Source organism: Pyxidicoccus sp. M15, assembly GCF_056858435.1.
The window spans coordinates 6,731,761-6,748,237 of the sequence record NZ_CM166495.1 but is presented as its reverse complement, the minus strand read 5'-3'; the positions used below and the strand labels follow the sequence as shown (position 1 = coordinate 6,748,237).

Genomic DNA, 16,477 nt, shown 5'->3' with positions numbered 1-16,477 from the left:
GCGGGACACGGGCGTGTCGAGCGGCACGCCCGTGTCCTGGCGCGGACGGGCTCAGCCCTGGGCGCTCGCGTCCTGCTCGGCGTCCCGGGCCTCAGGGGGCGCGATGGACGATGACCGTCGACTGTTCCTCGATGGGGAGCGCGTCACGCGGCTCCATGGTCCGCGTGGGCGCATCATCCAGCGCGGGTTCCGCCGGACGCTCCCGCGTGAGCAGCACCTCGACCTCGGAGGGCGTGGGGTCGCTGAGCTCCGACAACTCCCGCTCGCGGCCCCAGCGCTCCGCGAAGTTCTCCCGCAGCCAGGGGGCGAGGTCGCTGGCCGGAAGCACCTGTCGAATCGGGTCGAGCGCGCGCTGGAAGCGCCAGGCTTCGGTGAAGCGCTCCTCCGGGCGCGCCTGGAGCGCGGTGTCGAGGACGTCCCGGAGCCTCCGGTACGCCTCGGGTGCCTCGGGCCGCTCCAGGCTCGGAAGGCGGGGGGCTCCCGTGGCCGAGTGCGGGGCCGGAAGCGTGCCGAACAGCAACTCGTGGAGCACGCAGCCGAGCGCGTAGAGGTCGCCGGACGCGGTCGCCTCGGCCCCCGCGCGGCGCTCGGGCGGCATGTACGCGTACTTTCCGATGACGTCGCCCACCTGGGTGAGCCGCTCCGAGGACGGAACCGCCCACGTCCCCGTGACCTGCTCACGGGCGTCCCGGGAGCCATGCGCGATGCCGAAGTCGACGACCTTCACCACGCCATCGAAGGACACGACGAGGTTGTCCGCGCTGATGTCGCGATGCACCACGCCCCGCTCATGCGCGTAGGCGAGCCCGCGCAGGGCCTGGTGGCAGAGCTCCACCACCACCTCGAGCGGCAGCGCGGCGCCCTTCCTGACGCGCCGTGCGAGCTCCAGCATGCTCACGCCGCTCAGGTACTCCATGACGATGAACCACCCGCCATCCATCTGCCCGAGGTCGTAGACGGACACGACGTGCGGGTGGTGCAGGCGCGCGGCGGTGCGGGCCTCGCCGATGAAGCGGTGGAGCCGGACCGTGGGGTCCTCGCCGCCGCCCTCGTCCAGCATCCGCTTGAGCACGACGAGCCGGTTGAAGCCCGCTCGTCCCGTCCTCACCGCGAGCCACACCTCGCCCATGCCGCCACGCCCCAGCCGGACGAGCCGGCGGTAGCGGTGGATGCCCGTCCCCAGGTCCGCGCCCCGGAGCGAGCGCGCGGTGAGGATGGCGAGCGCGGTGGAGGCGAGCAGGAGGAACGGCAACCCCACCAGCGCGAAGAGCGAAGGCCCCGGAAGCCAGCCGACGTCAACCGCCAGCTCACGGCCCAGGAGCGCGAGCGCGCAGAGCGAAGCGACGAGCACGGCCACCGCCATGGCCCCACGGCGCTTCAGGAGGCGCACCGCTTCGAAGGCCCACGTCCCCGCCACACACGCCGCGAGGAGCCAGAACAGCGGCAGGCTCAGGCCCGCCGTCGCCCGCGAGAGCTCCTCCGACGTCAGTCGCGTCGCCGGGAGTGCGAGCACTGAGGCGGAGATGTCGAGCACCCGCACCGCGCCGAGCGCCACGGCCACGCCCAGCATCACCCGCCGGCCGAAGGTGAGCGGCTGGTCCAGCAGCGACCACGCCACGCGAAGCAGGGGGTAGGGGAGCACCACCGACGTGAGCGTGCCGAACACCAGCCACGGGCGCGTGTCGGCGAACATCGCGCTGGCCTCGCGGCTGGTGAGGCCGATGGTGAAGCTGATGACCGCGAACCCGAGGAAGCTCCAGGCGAGCCAGAGCTGCACTCGCTGCGAGCGGACCGCGAGCCAGGTCGCGAGGTGCACCAGCGCGAGCACGAAGAACGCTCCCGCGAGCGCCAGGTGCAGCATCGTGTAGGGGGTCACAGGCCGGGAGCGTATTCGAGCCTGCGACTGTGCGTGAAGGCCGGGGGGCTGGAACGAAGCCAGCAAGGGGGGAGTCGCGGTACACTCATGGTGTCAGGGGAAAGGACGGCTTCCGCGTGCCCGTGCGAACGACGAGAACTTCCGGTGGGGCGCCAGGCTGGGGGCTCGTCGCCCTGTGCGCGGCGCTGCTCTCCGTCACGGCGGGCGCCCAGACGTCCGAGGACCGCGCCTACGTCAGCTACAGCCTCGCGCGCGGCACCGCCATCGGCTCGGACGGGGGGAAGCTCGACCACTGGAATCAGCTGGACCTCCGCCTGCCCCTGCCGCCCGTCTTCCTCGGGAAGACGATTGTCGTCCCGTCGCTGGCGTATGAGACACGCTGGCTGGCGCTGGAGCCGCGGGGCGCCCTGGCGGGCCTCGACGAGGACGTACTGGGCCGTCGCTTCCACCGCCTCCAGCTGGGGCTGACGGTGGTGCGGCCGCTCGCGCCCCGGTGGCTGCTGTTCGCGGGCGGGTCCGGCATCGCACGCACCGACTTCCGCAACAGCTTCGACGTCGGCATGGACATGTCCTGGGTGGGCTACGCCATGGCGAACTACCTGATTGGTGGTGACCCGGGCATGCGGCTGATGTTCGGGCTCGTCGTGCTGTGGCCCTTCAACCTCCTTCCCGTCATCCCCATGGTGGGCTTCACCTACCGCAAGGGGGCCTATGTCGTGGAGCTCGGCCTGCCGCGGCTCGCCCTGCTGCGGAAGTTCGGTGACGGGCTGGAAGTGGGCCTCACCGGCGCGTTCGATCAGCAGATCTTCCACGCCCGTCTCCCCGGGGACGGACAGCCGCTGGGTGCGCACTTCGTGCGGGAGACGTCGATGCACGTCGGACCCACGGCGAACGTCCGGCTGGGGGGCGGCAGCGTCTGGCTGAGCACGTCCGTCGGGCTCGACCTGCTCAACGACTTCGCGCTGCTCGACGGCGACCGGGAGCGGCTGGACCTCGGTGCCAGCTCCACGCGCGCCGCGCCCTTCGTCCGGGTGGCGGTGAACTGGCGCCCACCCCGGCGCATGCCGAAGGCTCCGGAGCCGCCAGGCAGCGGCGCCGCCCCCGCGGCCCGATGAGCGCCGTGGGGGCGTCACGCCGTCACGTCATCGCGTGGCGGTCGGCTTCTCGAGGCGCTTGAGGGTCTCCACCGCGCCCGTGTTCTTGGGGTTCAGCTCCACGGCGCGGCGGTAGTTCAGGAGTGCCTGCTCCTTGTTCCCGCCGGCCAGGTACGCCTCGCCGAGGCTGTCGTAGACGTTCCCCGCGCCGGGGAACATCTCCACGTTGAGCTTGAAGATTTCGATAGCCTCGGCCACGCGCCCGGAGCCGAGCAGCTGGTAGCCCACATCGTTCAGCTCGCGCTCGGCGAAGTCGTACTCGGCGGCCCGGGTGGCTTTGAGGGTCCGGTACCGGGCGATGGCCTCCGCTGCAGAGGACTTCTCGAGGACCGTCATCACGACCTCTCCGATGGACGCCTGCGGCTGCTTCGGAGGGATGCCATGGAGGATGCTCAGTGTCCCCGTCGCAATCGCCTTCAACTTCGAGCCACGGGCCGTGTTGTCGAGGAGGATGACGACCTCCTTCCGCTCGGGCGCGCGGATGAGCAGGGCGCTGAAGCCATTGATGCCGCCGCTGTGGCTGATGGTGGCGACCTCCGTCTTGCCGTCATCCAGCCGCAGGGGTTTGACGTGCCAGCCGAAGGCGTAGTCGCTCAGCGCCGGAGTGAACATCCGCTGCTTGAGCGGTGCGGGAAGCAGCGTGTCTCCGTAGAGGGCGCGGTCCCAGCGGTAGAGGTCCTGCACCGTCGAGTAGATCGAGCCCGCGGCGAAGGGGAGACTCATGTCGAGGTAGGGCGCGTTGACGTACCCGCGGGGCTGCGCCTCGTAGCCGCTGGCGCGCTTCGGGAGCACCGTGGCGGACACGTCGTAGCCCGTGTTCTTCAGGCCCACCGGGTCGAAGATGCGCTGCTGCAGGGCCTGCGCGTACGTCTGTCCGGTGAGCTTCTCGATGACGGCGCCGAGCAGGAAGTAGCCGGAGTTGCTGTAGTTGAACTTCGTGCCGGGCTCGAACTCCAGGTCGCCGCTGCAGAACTTCTTCACGAAGTCCGCGACGGGGTATGGGTCGCGTGAGGCGGTCTTGAAGAAGGTGGCGTTCGTGTAGTTGGGGAGGCCGGAGGTGTGGTTCAGCAGGTGGGCGATGGTGATGCGGTCGCCCGTGTCCTTGCGGTAGTCGGGCAGGTGCTTCGTGACGGAGTCCTCGACCTGGAGCTTCCCCTCCGCCACGAGCTGCATGATGACCATCGCGGTGAACTGCTTCGTCACCGAGCCGATGCGGAACTTCGTGTCCGGCGTATTGGGCACCTGCCACTCGAAGTTCGCGGAGCCGTAGCCCTTCTCGAGGATGACGCCCTTCTCGTTCGCCACGAGCACGCTGCCGTTGAACTGGTTCATCTGCTGGTACTTCGTGATGAGCCGGTCCAGCTCCTGCCGCTGCGTCGCCGCCTCGGCGGCAGGCCCCACGCACACCCACGCCACCAGCGCGCCCACGCAGAGCGCCTTCAGCCAGTTCATTCGTCCTCCAGGAGGTTCCCGGAGCATACGTTGGCTGGCGGCGGTGATTGCGTGGGGGCGTCACACCGCCAGGGCGAACTGCAGGCGCTACTCCGAGACGGCGAGCCGGCGCCCGAGGCCGAAGAGCTTCGGCAGGTTCCGCTCGACGGCTTCGACGAGCTCACGTCCCCGCAGCTCATAGGTCTCCACCTCGGAGGGGGCCTGGCCATTGGCGAGCTCGACGGTGTAGCGGGCAGAGTAGACGAAGCGGAAGTCAGGCGGCGCGAACCAGTGCTCGGGGTCACCGTCGGGATGGAGCGTCACCGGCCACCGGCTCACGAAAGGAGGCGGCTGCAGCTTCCGCTGTGCCATCAGGAAGTGCTCTTCCGTGTAGTTGCCCGTCATCTCCTCGAGCGTCGCGCCCTTCTCGAAAGGCACGTGCGGGAAGAGCCGGTAGTTCGTGTGGTGGTAGTCGAGCGCGTAGAGCCACGCCTCAGGAGGAACGAGCTCCCGGAAGACCGCGAGCATCCGCTCCGCCAGGTCTCGATAGAGCTGGAGCAGCTCATCCCTTGCCCGTGAGCGCAGCGCCTCGTCGACGACGAACCGGACGCCGCCCTCCCGTGGCTCGGGCCATGGGTGATTCAGCGCGGACGTCTCTTCGTCGCCGGAGAGGCGGACCCAGGCCTGGGGCTCGTGCGTGCTCATGCCAGCGGTTATGGCCCTGGATGCCGGCCGGGGCAATGCGTCACGCTGTCCGCTTCCGGGATGCCGCGTGCCATCTCCGAACATGGCCCGGGCCTCATGTGCACGTCGGCTGCGTGGAGGGCGGGGCCGAGCGCCCCGCTGCCGTCTGGCGCTAGAGTTGCAGTCGCCCCAGGTCCCCCATGTCCCAGCTCCTCCAGGACGTCCGTCTCAGCCTGCGCCGCATGCGGCGCGAGCTCGGCTTCACGCTGGTCATTATCGCCACGCTGGCACTGGCCATCGGCGCCACCACCGCCGTCTTCAGCGTGGTGTACCAGGTGCTGCTGCGGCCCCTGCCGTACACCGAGCCGGAGCGGCTGGTCCGCCTGTTCCAGTCGAGCCCCCGGATGGAGCGCGTGGGCGTGTCGCTCCACATCCTCCAGGCCTGGCGCGAGCGCACGCATTCCTTCCAGTCCATGGAGGGCCTGTCGGTGCGTGACTTCACGCTCACCGGCGACGGCCCGGCGGAGCGCCTGCGCGCGGGGCGCGCGACGGTGAACCTGCTCCCCATGCTCGGCGTGCGCCCCATCCTCGGCCAGACGTTCGGCGCGGAGATGGAGGTGGCCGGGCGCGACCAGGTCCTCCTGCTGTCCCATGCGCTGTGGCAGCGCCGCTTCGGCGGAAGCCCGGACGTGGTGGGCCGGACGATGAACCTCGGTGGCCGGCCGTACACGGTGCTGGGCGTGCTGCCCGCGGACTTCCGCCTCGCGCCGGGCGTGGACCTCTGGACGCCGCTGGCTCCGGACCTCGCCGGCGGAGAGCGCCCGGAGGACATCTACCTGCGCGCCCTGGGCCGCCTCCGTCCCGGCATTCCGGTGGAGCGCGCCCGGGAGGAGCTGGATGCGCTGGCGGCCTCGATGGCCCAGGAGGAGTCCTTCAAGAGCGAAGACCCGGGCGTGCGCATGCTGCCCCTGCACGCGCAGGTGGTGGAGAACACGCGGGGGCAGCTCTGGCTGCTCGCGGGGGTGGTGGCGCTGGTGCTGCTCGTGGCCTGCGCCAACGTGGCGAACCTGCTCCTGGCCCGGGCCAGCGCGCGGGAGCGCGAGGTGTCGGTGCGCGCCGCCCTCGGCGCGGGCCGTGTCCAGTTGATGCGGCAGTTCCTGGTGGAGAGCGGAATGCTCGCACTCGCCGGAGGCGCGGCGGGCCTGCTGCTGGCCCTGTGGGGCACGGACCTGCTGCGTGCGTTGATTCCCGCTGAGGTGCTGGCCCCGGAGTCGGTGCGGTTGGAGCCGCACGTGCTGGCCACCGCCGGGGCGCTGTCCCTGCTCACCAGCGTCCTGTTCGGCCTGGTGCCCGCGCTGAGGGCCGCTCGGGCCGACGGACGTGGAGCGCTCGGGGGATTGCAGGGCGGCCGGGGCGCCACGGGGCGGGGGCGGACTCGCGCCGCGCTGGTGGTGGCGCAGGTGGCGCTGGCGCTGGTGCCGCTGGTGGGCGCGGGGCTGATGCTGCGCACCCTCCACTCGCTGCACCAGGTGCCGCTGGGCTTCGAGCCTCGCGGCGTCACCGTGGCGGAGGTGTTCGTTCCCCGGGAGAAGTACAAGGACGACACGGCCCGGCGCGCGGTCCTCGCTTCCGTGCTGGAGCGGGTACGGGGGCTGGCGGGCGTGGAGTCCGCGGGCATGGCCAGCACGGTGCCGCTGTGGGGGCGCAAGGGCATGGCCCCGGTGCTGCTGCCCGGCGAGCCCGCCTCCGTCGCGAAGACGCGCGAGCTGAGCACCTTCCGCACCGCGAGCGACAGCTACTTCGCCACCCTGCGCATCCCCATCAAGGAGGGGCGCGGCCTCGAGGCCTCGGATGGCCCGGGCACGGCGCCCGTGGTGGTGGTCAGTGAGACGTTCGCCCGCCGCTACTTCCCCGGCCGCAGCGCCGTGGGGCAGCGTGTGAAGCTGGAGCTCGACGACGAGCCCTTCCGCGAGGTGGTGGGCGTGGTGGGTGACGTCCACCACGACAGCGTGGACGAGGAGCCGGCCCGCGAGGTGTACCTCCCCGTGGGCCAGTTCGAGGTGCTGTACATGCTGCTCACCGTGCGCACCTCGGAGGACTCGGCCGCGCTGGCGCCCCTGCTGCGCGAGACGCTGCGCGCGGTGGACCCGGACCTGCCGCTGGTCCAGGTCCGCTCCATGGTGGACCTGGTGGACGCCAATCTCGCTGGCACGCAGGTGCTGGGCACGCTGCTGGCGGCGCTGGCGGTGCTGGGGCTGGCGCTGGCGGGGGTGGGGCTGTACGGCGTGCTGGCGTACTCGGTGAGCCAGCGCACCCGCGAGCTGGGCATCCGCATCGCGCTGGGCGCCCGGGACAGCCAGCTGGTGTGGCTGGTGGTGGGGCAGGGCGTGCGGCTCGCCGCGGTGGGGGTGGCCCTGGGCCTGGTGGGGGCCGCCGTGCTCGCGCGCAGCCTCTCCAGTCTGCTCTACGGCGTGGGCGAGTTCGACGCCTTCACCTTCGGCGTCGTGCCCCTGTTGCTCGGGGCCGTGGCGCTGCTGGCCAGCTGGCTCCCCGCCCGCCGCGCCTTGCGCGTGCCTCCCAACGAGGCACTTCGCGGCGACGGCTGAGCGACGCGCACGGGCCCGGTAGGCGCCGGGCCCGCGCGCTTCAGCTCACTACGGGCAGCTCATCAGGCCGGTGGCCGACTTGCGCGTCCCCGTGCCACCGCTGGCGGTGCTGCCGGAGTGGGCGCCGCAGGTGGCCCAGGCCCTCACGGCGGCGGGCGGGTTGAAGGGGTTGAAGGGGCCAATCCAGAACGAGCCGCGCTCCACCTTCTCCGTGTTGCTGGCGGTGGTGGTGCCGCCGCTGAAGGCGGTGCCCAGCAGGTCCACGTACGTGACGGCCACCCGCATCGAGTGCGGCTCGCCGACCTGCCGCGAGCACACCCACGGGATGAAGCCCTTCCAGCAGAAGTAGCGCTCCGTCCGCATCCCGCCGCTGACGCGCTCGGTGGCGCTGCTGGTCCAGCTGAACACCGAGTGCAGGTTGATGGCGTAGCCCCGGATGCACAAGCCGGAGGCGTTGCAGAACGTGCCGGTGCCATCGGACGCGTAACGCTCCCCCTGCGCCGTGGGGCCCGTGCCCGGAAGCGCCTGCGCGGCCTTCCCGTCCTTCGGCGGAATCTGCACGTCCCCGCAGATCTCCGGGCGGACGCAGATGGGCTCCTTGCCGATGTAGATGTACCCCTGGAGCCCGCCGAGGAAGGCGCCTACCGGGTTGACGACGTCGTGCACCGTCTTCGTCTCGGCGTCCGCGATTCCCGGCGCACCGGCGATGTCATAGTCGCCGCTGACGCCCTCGAATTCGCCCGTCTCGGGGTGGAGGTGGACGCGGGCGTTGACCGTCTTCTGCGCGAACTCCGCGAAGGCCTTCCAGTCCCTGAACTGCAACGGATTGGCGCTGGCGGGCTGGAACACCACCTTGTCACCGGTGGCGTCGAAGCGGACGAAGCCCGGCTTCTCGGTGCTGAAGACGGTGACGGTGGGCTGCCCCGGCAGGGGCTCCTCCGCGAGGGCGGTGACGGTGCCAGGCTCCACTTCGGGTGTCTCGCCCGCCGTGCCCCCGCACGCGGTGGTGAGCGCCATGAGCCATGCGACGAGCTGCTTCCTGTTGCTGTACATGATGTTTCCCCCATTTCTCGCGCGGATGGATGTGAGGCTTTGCGCGAGCGGGGGCAGTATTCACGGCCTTTCGTGTTTCATCCAGTTTGTCTTTGTTTTTTTATCCGTGGAGGGGCGTGCGCTCACCCGGGGTGAGCCACGTCACGCGGTCCGCGAGCCCCGCCAGGGTGAGCTCCCGCCGGGCCTCGTCGGGGCCCTGCTTGAAGTGGGTCCACCCGTCGTAGTGCACTGGGATGATGCGCCGCGCCGCGAGCGCCTGGGCGGCGACCACGGCCTCCCGGGCGTTGAACGTGTAGCGGAGCGGCCCGGTGATGGGGAACCCCACGCTGCCCAGGTGGAGGAAGGCGGTGTGGACGCGGAAGCGCCGGGCCACCTCCGCGACACCGTCGAACCAGACGGTGTCGCCGGAGATGTAGACGGGCCCCGGGAGCGCCGGGGACTCCAGGAGGAAGCCCACCACGTGCCCGACGATGGGCAGCGAGCCCGGCGGGCCATGGCGCGCGGGCGTGGCGGTGATGCGCACGTCGCCCACCAGGGTCGACTCGAAGGGCTTCAGTCCCACCGCGCCAGCGTGGCCCAGGCGCCGGGCCGCCGCCTGCGTCGTCACCACGTGGGGCGCGCGGGGTAGCAGGGCGCGACCCGCGTCATCCAGGTTGTCGGCGTGCTGGTCATGGGTGAGCAGCACCGCGTCAAGGTGTCCGAGCCCCTCCAGGGGAAGGGCGGGGCCCGCGGTGCGCTTCGAGCGCGTCCCCCAGCCGAAGCCGTAGGTGCGCCCCGGCGGGTCGAACGCCGGGTCCGTGAGGATGCGGAGCGGGCCGATTTCGAGCAGCAGGGTGGCAGTGCCGATGTGGGTCGCCGCGAAGTTCATGGCTCACCTTGCTCGGGGGCTCCCCCACGAAGGCAACGTCCAGGGTTTCATTACCCTGGGATGTCTCGCTTCACACGTGGTGAATATCGTACAGTCTAGGATTCGTGGAATTTTCTGCCGATTCCACGAGCCTGGACCACGACCGGCCGGGGTCCATCCATGGCAGGGGGCGCGGCCGTCCGCGCGAGTACGAGGTCACACATGAAGCGGGTGAGTGATTGGAAGCAGAGCTCCTGGCGTCTGGCGCTGGGAGGCGTCGCGCTGGCGTGGGCGGTGGGCTGTGGCGAGGCGCCTCCGGAGGCCTCGCCTCCCGTGGCGATTCCGGATGTGGCTCCGGAAGTCGCCGTCCCGGAGCAGTCGTCGCACCCGGAGCGCCGCGGCATCGGCGCGGTGGCGCTGCCGCCACAGGGGCCCTCGGCGCAGGTCGTCATCGTGGACCCGCGCAGCTCGCTCATCGTCACCGATGACGCCATCGTGAAGAACTTCCCGCTGCTGAAGGTGATGCAGCAATTGGTGTCCCAGTCCGGCGTCCCGGGCCTCACCCCGCTGGCGCTCTTCCAGGACTGGTGGAGGACGGAGCTGCCGCCCTTCTGTACGCCGCTCTTCAACAACTACGCCTACCAGTGTCCGCGCGTCGAGGGGAACCAGTCCACCGTCAACCCCTTCATCAACCCCGGGGTCAACCCGGACGAGTACGTGCCCACCGCGCTGGTCAACCGCTTCGACCTGGCGCCGCTGAGCGGAACGGACTGCGGCGAGTACCGCATCATCTACGCGAAGCGCTCCGGCTTCACCAACCCGGGCCAGCGCAACCTCATCATCTTCGAGGCGGTGCTGCCCAACCCCAACCCGGGCCTCGGGCTGGCGGGCTGCACGCCGGTGGCGAACTTCTGGGCGGCGCTGACCTCCACGACCAGCCTCACCACGCGCATCTCCATGCTGCAGAACTTCTACTTCACCGGTCTGGGCGGCGGCTTCATGCCGGTGGTCCACTTCGACAACTACGGCAACCGCACGGGGACTCCAGTCTCCGGCCAGGTGCGCACCAACCAGTTCATGCAGCCGCCCTGGACGCTGCGCGAGTTCAAGGTCCGCCTGTCGACGTGCGGCGGGTTGCCCTGCGCGCTGAACTTCCGGCCGGTGGTGGACGCGACCAACCCGGGCGGGCTGCTCTTCGACCCGCTCTCCGGCCATCCGCAGGCGTTCAACTTCCAGAACGCGCAGTTCCCGTCGCAGGTGCCCAACCTGGCCATCAACGACATCAACCTGTTCAACTTCGCCTCCACGCAGCCGGAGAACAGCGGGCAGAGCAACGCGCAGGGCCCGGAGAATGACTACCTCTTCCACTTCGGCCCGGGCCCCAGCGCCTTCCACACCAACATCCAGAACGCGCTCTTCGCCATCCCCAGCCCCCTGACGCCGCAGCAGGTCGTGTCGCGCTCGCTGGCCCTGTCGTGCGCGGGCTGCCACCAGTTCAGCAACGGCGCCAACCTGGGCGGTGGCATCATCTGGCCCCCGTCGCTGGGCTTCGTCCACGTGGCGGAGCAGACGAACCCCGGCCCGTTCGGCCCGCGCTACATCATCTCCCCGGCGCTCACCAACGTCTTCCTGCCGCACCGCAAGGCCGTGCTGGAGACCTTCCTCAACTCCTCGTGCGGTGACGCCATCTGCCAGCCGTGGGAGACGACCTCCGTCTGCCCGGTGGACTGCCCGTAGTCGCTCCACCCACTGTCTCGGGGCCCTGCGCACACCGGGCCCCGAGACATGTTTCATGTGAATGAAGTCATCAATGCCCGGGGCGGGTCACTCCCGCCTCTGTAGGCAGACAGGAGCGTGCGGGTGTGTTTCGCATCCCGCTCCATGTTTATGCTCTGGTTGTGCAAAGGCAGTCATAAACAAGGCATGGCGGCACACACGGGTTTTTAAGTAAGACCCGACAAGCTAGACGGCGCCCCCCGCGCCTTCGTGGCTCCCCCTCATGCTTCCGCCTCTGCCCGTCATCGACATGTCTGCGTGGCCTCATGGCTCGGGGGCCCGCCAGCCCTCCGGCCTGCCGTGCAGGGGCCTGCTTCTCACACGCCTGCTCGGTGGTGAGGAGTGTGAGCATCTGCCGCGGGTGCCACGCTCCGTCGTGCAGGTCCGCGCCGTCTCCGCGTGTTCCCACCGCGCGCCAGGTGGCGCCGCCACCGGGAGTACCGTCGGAGCTCGCTTCATCCACAGTGGCCGCATTGGCCCCACCGAATCGATGGGAATCCCGCAATGGAACCATTGAAGAAGAGCCTCCCCGCGCCGGAGCGGGCTCGAGCGCCGGTCATCGTGGCGCGCACGGAGGAAGCGGAGCTGTCCTTCGCCCAGCTCCGGCTGTGGCTCGTGGACCAGTACCAGCCGGGCACCGCGCTCTACAACATCCCGGCCGCGCTGCGACTGAAGGGCGCGCTCGACGTGTCGGCGCTGGAGCGGGCCTTCACGGAGGTGGTGCGCCGCCACCAGTCGCTGCGCACCACGTTCCGCGCGCGCGAGGGCCGGCCCGTCCAGGTCATCCACCCCGGCGTGCCGTGCGAGCTGGACGTGGTGGACCTGCGGCACCTGCCCGGCCCGGAGCGGGAAGGGGAGGCGCGGCGCCTGGCGCGCGAGGAGGCGCGGCGCCCCTTCGAGCTGGCGCGCGGTCCGCTGCTGCGCACCGGGCTCGTCCGCCTCTCGGAAGAGGAGCACGTGCTCCTGGTGACGATGCATCACATCGTCTCCGACGCGTGGTCGCTCTCCGTGCTCATCCGCGAGGTGGGCGCGCTGTACGACGCCTTCCTCTCCGGCCTGCCGTCGCCGTTGCCGGAGCTGCCCATCCAGTACGTGGACTACGCCGTGCGGCAGCGCGAGTGGCTCCAGGAGGACGTGCTGGACGGTCAGCTCGCGTACTGGAAGCGGCAGCTGGAAGGCGCGCCGCCCCAGCTGGAGCTGCCCACGGACCGGCCGCGCACCGCGGACACGCGCAACCCCGGCGCGATGATGAACGTGGAGCTGCCCGCGGCCCTCACCCGGAACCTGCGCAACTTCTGCCGCGCGGAAGGGGCCACGCTGTTCATGGCCCTGCTGGCGGGGCTCCAGGCGGTGCTGGCGCGGTACTCGGGCCAGGACGACATCTGCGTGGGCGCGCCCATCGCCGGGCGCCGCCAGGCGGAGACGGAGGGGCTCATCGGCTTCTTCGTCAACACGCTGGTGCTGCGCACGCGGCTGGGCGCGGACCCCACCTTCCGCGAGCTGCTCGCGCGCGTGAAGGAGGTGACGCTGGGCGCCTACTCCCACCAGGACGTGCCCTTCGAGAAGCTGGTGGAGGTGCTCCAGCCGGCGCGGCAGCTGGGGCACACGCCGTTCTTCCAGGCGGTGCTGGGGCTGGTCAACACGCCGCCCCTGGACCTGTCGCTGCGCGGCCTCACGCTCACGCCGCTGGACGCGGTGGACAGCGGCACGTCCAAGTTCGACTTCACCCTCACGCTGGTGGAGTCGCCCCAGAAGATCGCCGGCACCCTGGAGTACCGGACGGACCTCTTCGAGCCGGCCACGGTGGCGCGGATGATGGAGCACCTGCGCGTGCTCCTGGAGAACGCCGTCCTCTACCCGACGCGGCGCCTGTCCGAGCTGTCCCTCCAGTCCACCCTGGAGCGGCGGCGGGTGCTGGTGGACTGGAACGCCACCTCCGTGGAGTACCCGCGCGACGCCAGCCTGCCCGCGCTGTTCGAGGCCCGCGCCGCCGCCACTCCGGAGGCCGTGGCGGTGGAGTCCGCGGACCGGACGCTCACCTACGCGGAGCTCGACGGCCGCGCCAACCGGCTCGCCAACCACCTGCTCGCCGAGGGCGTGCGCCCCGGGGACAGGGTGGCCCTGTGCATGGAGCACTCGCTGGAGGCCGTGGTGGCGGTGCTCGGCATCCTGAAGGCCGGCGCCGCCTATGTGCCCCTGGACCCGTCCGCGCCGACCGGGCGGCTCGGCTTCATGCTGGAGGACACCGGCGCCTCGCGCGTGCTCACGCTGGAGGGCGCGGCGAAGCACCTGCCCCCGGGCGCCGTGCGGCCGCTCTTCCTCGACGCGGACGCCGCGCGCATCGCCGCCGCTCCGGACACCGCGCCCCGCGTGCAGACCACGGGCGCGGACCTCGCGTACGTCATGTACACGTCCGGCTCCACCGGCCGGCCCAAGGGCGTCTGCGTGCCCCACCGCGCGGTGACGCGGCTGGTGCTGGGCACGACGTTCGCGCGGCTGGGGCCGGACGAGGTCTTCCTCCAGCTCGCGCCGCTGGCCTTCGACGCCTCCACCTTCGAGCTGTGGGGCAGCCTGCTCCACGGCGCCCGCCTGGTGGTGCCGCCGTCGCACCCGCTGTCACTGGAGGAACTGGGCCGTGTCCTGGACGCGCATGGCATCACCACGCTGTGGCTGACGGCCGCGCTCTACGAGCAGATGGTGGCGGCCCAGCCCGCGGCGCTCGCGCGGGTGCGGCAGGTGCTCGCCGGTGGCGACGTGTTGCCGCCGGAGCGCGTGCGCGAGCACCTGGCGCTCGGCGGGCGGCTGGTGAATGGCTACGGCCCCACCGAAGGCACCACCTTCACCTGCTGCCACGTGCTGACCGACGCGGCCGAGGTGGGGCACTCGGTCTCCATCGGCCGGCCCATCGCCAACACGCGCGTGTACCTGCTGGATGGGCACCTGCGGCCGGTGCCCGTGGGCGTGCCGGGCGAGCTGTTCATCGCGGGTGACGGGCTGGCGTGGGGCTACCTGCGGCGGGCGGACTTGACGGCGGAGTGCTTCATCCCCGACCCGTACAGCTCCACGCCCGGCGCGCGCCTCTACCGCTCCGGAGACCTCGCGCGCTGGCTGCCGGACGGGCGGCTCCAGTTCCTCGGCCGCCGCGACGCGCAGGTGAAGCTGCGTGGCTTCCGAATCGAACCCGGCGAGGTGGAGGTGGCGCTGTCCCGCCACCCGGAAGTGCGCGAAGTGACGGTCCTCGCCCGCGACGACATGCCCGGCGGCAAGGCGCTGGTGGCCTACCTCGCGCCGCGCAACGCGGTGACGCCGGACGCCCAGGCCCTGCGCGCCTTCCTCCGCCAGAGCCTGCCCGAGTACATGGTGCCCTCGGCCTTCGTGGTGCTGGACGCGCTGCCCGTCACCAGCAACGGCAAGGTGGACCGCCGCGCGCTGCCGCATCCGGACACCGTGGGCGCGGGCCTGAAGGGCCGCGAGCACGTGGCGCCGCGCACGCCCGTGGAGGAGAAGGTGGCCGCGCTGGTGTGCCAGGTGCTCCGGCGCGAGCGCGTCAGCGTCCACGACGACTTCTTCGCGCTGGGCGGCCACTCGCTGCTCGCCACCCAGCTCCTCTCCCGCCTCCAGCACACGCTGGGCGTGGAGCTGCCGCTGCGCGCCATGTTCGAGGGGCCCACCGTGGCCGACCTCGCGCGGCGCATCGAAGCGGAGCAGGGCGCGCCGGCGCGCTCGCTGCCGCCGCTGGTCCGCGTGCCCCGTGACGGGCCGCTGCCGCTGTCCTTCTCGCAGGAGCGGCTCTGGAAGCTGTTCAAGCTGAACCCCGCGTCCACGGCCTACAACCAGCTGGGGACCTACCGCTTCGTCGGGGACATGAACGTGGAGGCGCTCCACGGCGCGCTCCAGGCGATGGTGGACCGGCATGAGTCGCTGCGCACCACCTTCGTCGAGGAGGACGGTCGCCCGCTGCAGAAGGTGGCCCCGGCGCTGCGCTTCGAGCTGCCGGTGACGGACCTGCGCGGGCGGGAGGACGCTCGGGACGAGGTGTTCCGCCGCATCGCCGAGGAGGCGCGCAGCCCCTTCGACCTGACGCGCGGGCCGCTGGTGCGCGGCGAGCTGTTCCGGCTCGCGGACGACGAGCACCTGCTGCTCTTCAGCAAGCACCACATCCTGTCGGACGGCTGGTCCGAGGGCATCCTCACCCGCGAGGTGGGGCTGTTCTACACGGCGCTCGCCACGGGCGTGTCGCCTGCGCTGCCGCCGCTGCGCGTGCAGTACCCGGACTTCGCGGCGTGGCAGCGGGGCTGGCTCGCCGGGAGCGAGCTGGAGTCCCGGCTGGGCTACTGGCGCGCGGCGCTGGCCGGTGCGCCCACGCTGCTGAACCTGCCCACCGACAAGCCCCGGCCCGCGACGCGGACCTTCAACGGCACCTCGCTGCCAGTTGAGCTGGGCCGCGCGCGCAGTGAGGCCCTCAACGCCCTCTGCCAGCAGGAGCGGGTGACGCCCTTCATGGGGCTGCTGGCCCTGTTCGGCACGGTGCTCTGCCGTGAGTCGGGCCAGGACGAGGTCGTCATCGGCTCGCCCATCGCCAACCGCACGCTGCCGGACCTGGAGCCGCTCATCGGCCTGTTCGTGAACGGGCTGGCGCTCCGCGTGGACCTGCGCGGCGGCCCCACCTTCCGCCAGCTCCTCGCCCGCGTGCGGGACGTCACCCTGGGCGCGTACGCGCACCAGGAGGTGCCCTTCGAGCAGGTGGTGGACGCCATCGGCATCCAGCGCCTGCCCAACCGCTCGCCGCTCTTCCAGGCCATGTTCGCGCTGCAGAACGCGCCCGCCGAGCCGGTGCCGTTGCCCGGGCTGACGCTGGCGCCGATGGAGTCCGCGGACCGGGGCTCCTCCATCTACGAGCTGTCCCTGGCGTTCTACGAGAGGGAGGAAGGCTTCAGCGGCAGCCTGGAGTTCAACACCGATTTGTTCGAGCCCCCCACCGCGGAGCGCTGGCGCGATGCGCTGCTCGTGCTCCTGGACCGGGTGCTGGCCAACCCCGATTCGCTGTGAG

General features: G+C 71.2%; 9 protein-coding genes. 4 read left to right on the top strand and 5 right to left on the bottom strand.

The window, feature by feature from the left end; all coding sequences use genetic code 11:
• Positions 1-91: 91 nt before the first annotated feature.
• Complete coding sequence (locus tag ACX9TP_RS25145; RefSeq protein ID WP_482973150.1) at positions 92-1,876, bottom strand: protein kinase domain-containing protein; 1,785 nt, start codon at positions 1,874-1,876, stop codon at positions 92-94.
• A 122-nt stretch (positions 1,877-1,998) separates the two neighbouring features.
• On the opposite strand from ACX9TP_RS25145, the gene ACX9TP_RS25140 reads away from it, so the two are divergent.
• Positions 1,999-2,991: a hypothetical protein gene (locus ACX9TP_RS25140; RefSeq protein WP_482973149.1), complete on the top strand. Its 993-nt coding sequence runs from the start codon at positions 1,999-2,001 to the stop codon at positions 2,989-2,991.
• Between the two features lie 27 nt (positions 2,992-3,018).
• On the opposite strand, the gene ACX9TP_RS25135 is transcribed toward ACX9TP_RS25140, so the two are convergent.
• Both ACX9TP_RS25135 and ACX9TP_RS25130 read right to left on the bottom strand, forming a co-directional pair.
• Positions 3,019-4,482, bottom strand: a complete 1,464-nt coding sequence (locus tag ACX9TP_RS25135; protein WP_482973148.1) for a serine hydrolase — start codon at positions 4,480-4,482, stop codon at positions 3,019-3,021.
• 87 nt (positions 4,483-4,569) lie between these two features.
• A complete protein-coding gene (locus ACX9TP_RS25130) occupies positions 4,570-5,166 on the bottom strand; it encodes a DUF2716 domain-containing protein (protein WP_482973147.1) in 597 nt (198 codons plus the stop codon).
• 179 nt (positions 5,167-5,345) lie between these two features.
• On the opposite strand from ACX9TP_RS25130, the gene ACX9TP_RS25125 reads away from it, so the two are divergent.
• Positions 5,346-7,751, top strand: coding sequence for an ABC transporter permease (locus tag ACX9TP_RS25125; protein ID WP_482973146.1), 2,406 nt, complete (start codon positions 5,346-5,348; stop codon positions 7,749-7,751).
• A gap of 48 nt (positions 7,752-7,799) precedes the next feature.
• Here ACX9TP_RS25125 and ACX9TP_RS25120 read toward each other — a convergent pair whose 3' ends face one another.
• Both ACX9TP_RS25120 and ACX9TP_RS25115 read right to left on the bottom strand, forming a co-directional pair.
• Complete coding sequence (locus ACX9TP_RS25120; protein WP_482973145.1) at positions 7,800-8,804, bottom strand: hypothetical protein; 1,005 nt, start codon at positions 8,802-8,804, stop codon at positions 7,800-7,802.
• 100 nt (positions 8,805-8,904) lie between these two features.
• Entirely contained in the window at positions 8,905-9,672 is a 768-nt protein-coding gene (locus ACX9TP_RS25115) for an MBL fold metallo-hydrolase (protein WP_482973144.1), read from the bottom strand.
• A gap of 201 nt (positions 9,673-9,873) precedes the next feature.
• On the opposite strand from ACX9TP_RS25115, the gene ACX9TP_RS25110 reads away from it, so the two are divergent.
• A complete protein-coding gene (locus ACX9TP_RS25110) occupies positions 9,874-11,388 on the top strand; it encodes a hypothetical protein (protein WP_482973143.1) in 1,515 nt (504 codons plus the stop codon).
• A 543-nt stretch (positions 11,389-11,931) separates the two neighbouring features.
• Positions 11,932-16,476 (top strand): amino acid adenylation domain-containing protein, encoded by a 4,545-nt coding sequence (locus ACX9TP_RS25105; protein WP_482973142.1) that lies wholly within the window; start codon positions 11,932-11,934, stop codon positions 16,474-16,476.
• Position 16,477: the final 1 nt, after the last annotated feature.

Excerpts from the sequence above, each read along its gene's own strand:
- ACX9TP_RS25105 (WP_482973142.1), top strand. The coding sequence starts at position 11,932 with ATGGAACCATTGAAGAAGAGCCTCCCCGCGCCGGAGCGGGCTCGAGCG.
- ACX9TP_RS25110 (WP_482973143.1), top strand. The coding sequence starts at position 9,874 with ATGAAGCGGGTGAGTGATTGGAAGCAGAGCTCCTGGCGTCTGGCGCTG.
- ACX9TP_RS25135 (WP_482973148.1), bottom strand. The coding sequence starts at position 4,482 with ATGAACTGGCTGAAGGCGCTCTGCGTGGGCGCGCTGGTGGCGTGGGTG.
- ACX9TP_RS25125 (WP_482973146.1), top strand. The coding sequence starts at position 5,346 with ATGTCCCAGCTCCTCCAGGACGTCCGTCTCAGCCTGCGCCGCATGCGG.
- ACX9TP_RS25130 (WP_482973147.1), bottom strand. The coding sequence starts at position 5,166 with ATGAGCACGCACGAGCCCCAGGCCTGGGTCCGCCTCTCCGGCGACGAA.
- ACX9TP_RS25115 (WP_482973144.1), bottom strand. The coding sequence starts at position 9,672 with ATGAACTTCGCGGCGACCCACATCGGCACTGCCACCCTGCTGCTCGAA.
- ACX9TP_RS25120 (WP_482973145.1), bottom strand. The coding sequence starts at position 8,804 with ATGTACAGCAACAGGAAGCAGCTCGTCGCATGGCTCATGGCGCTCACC.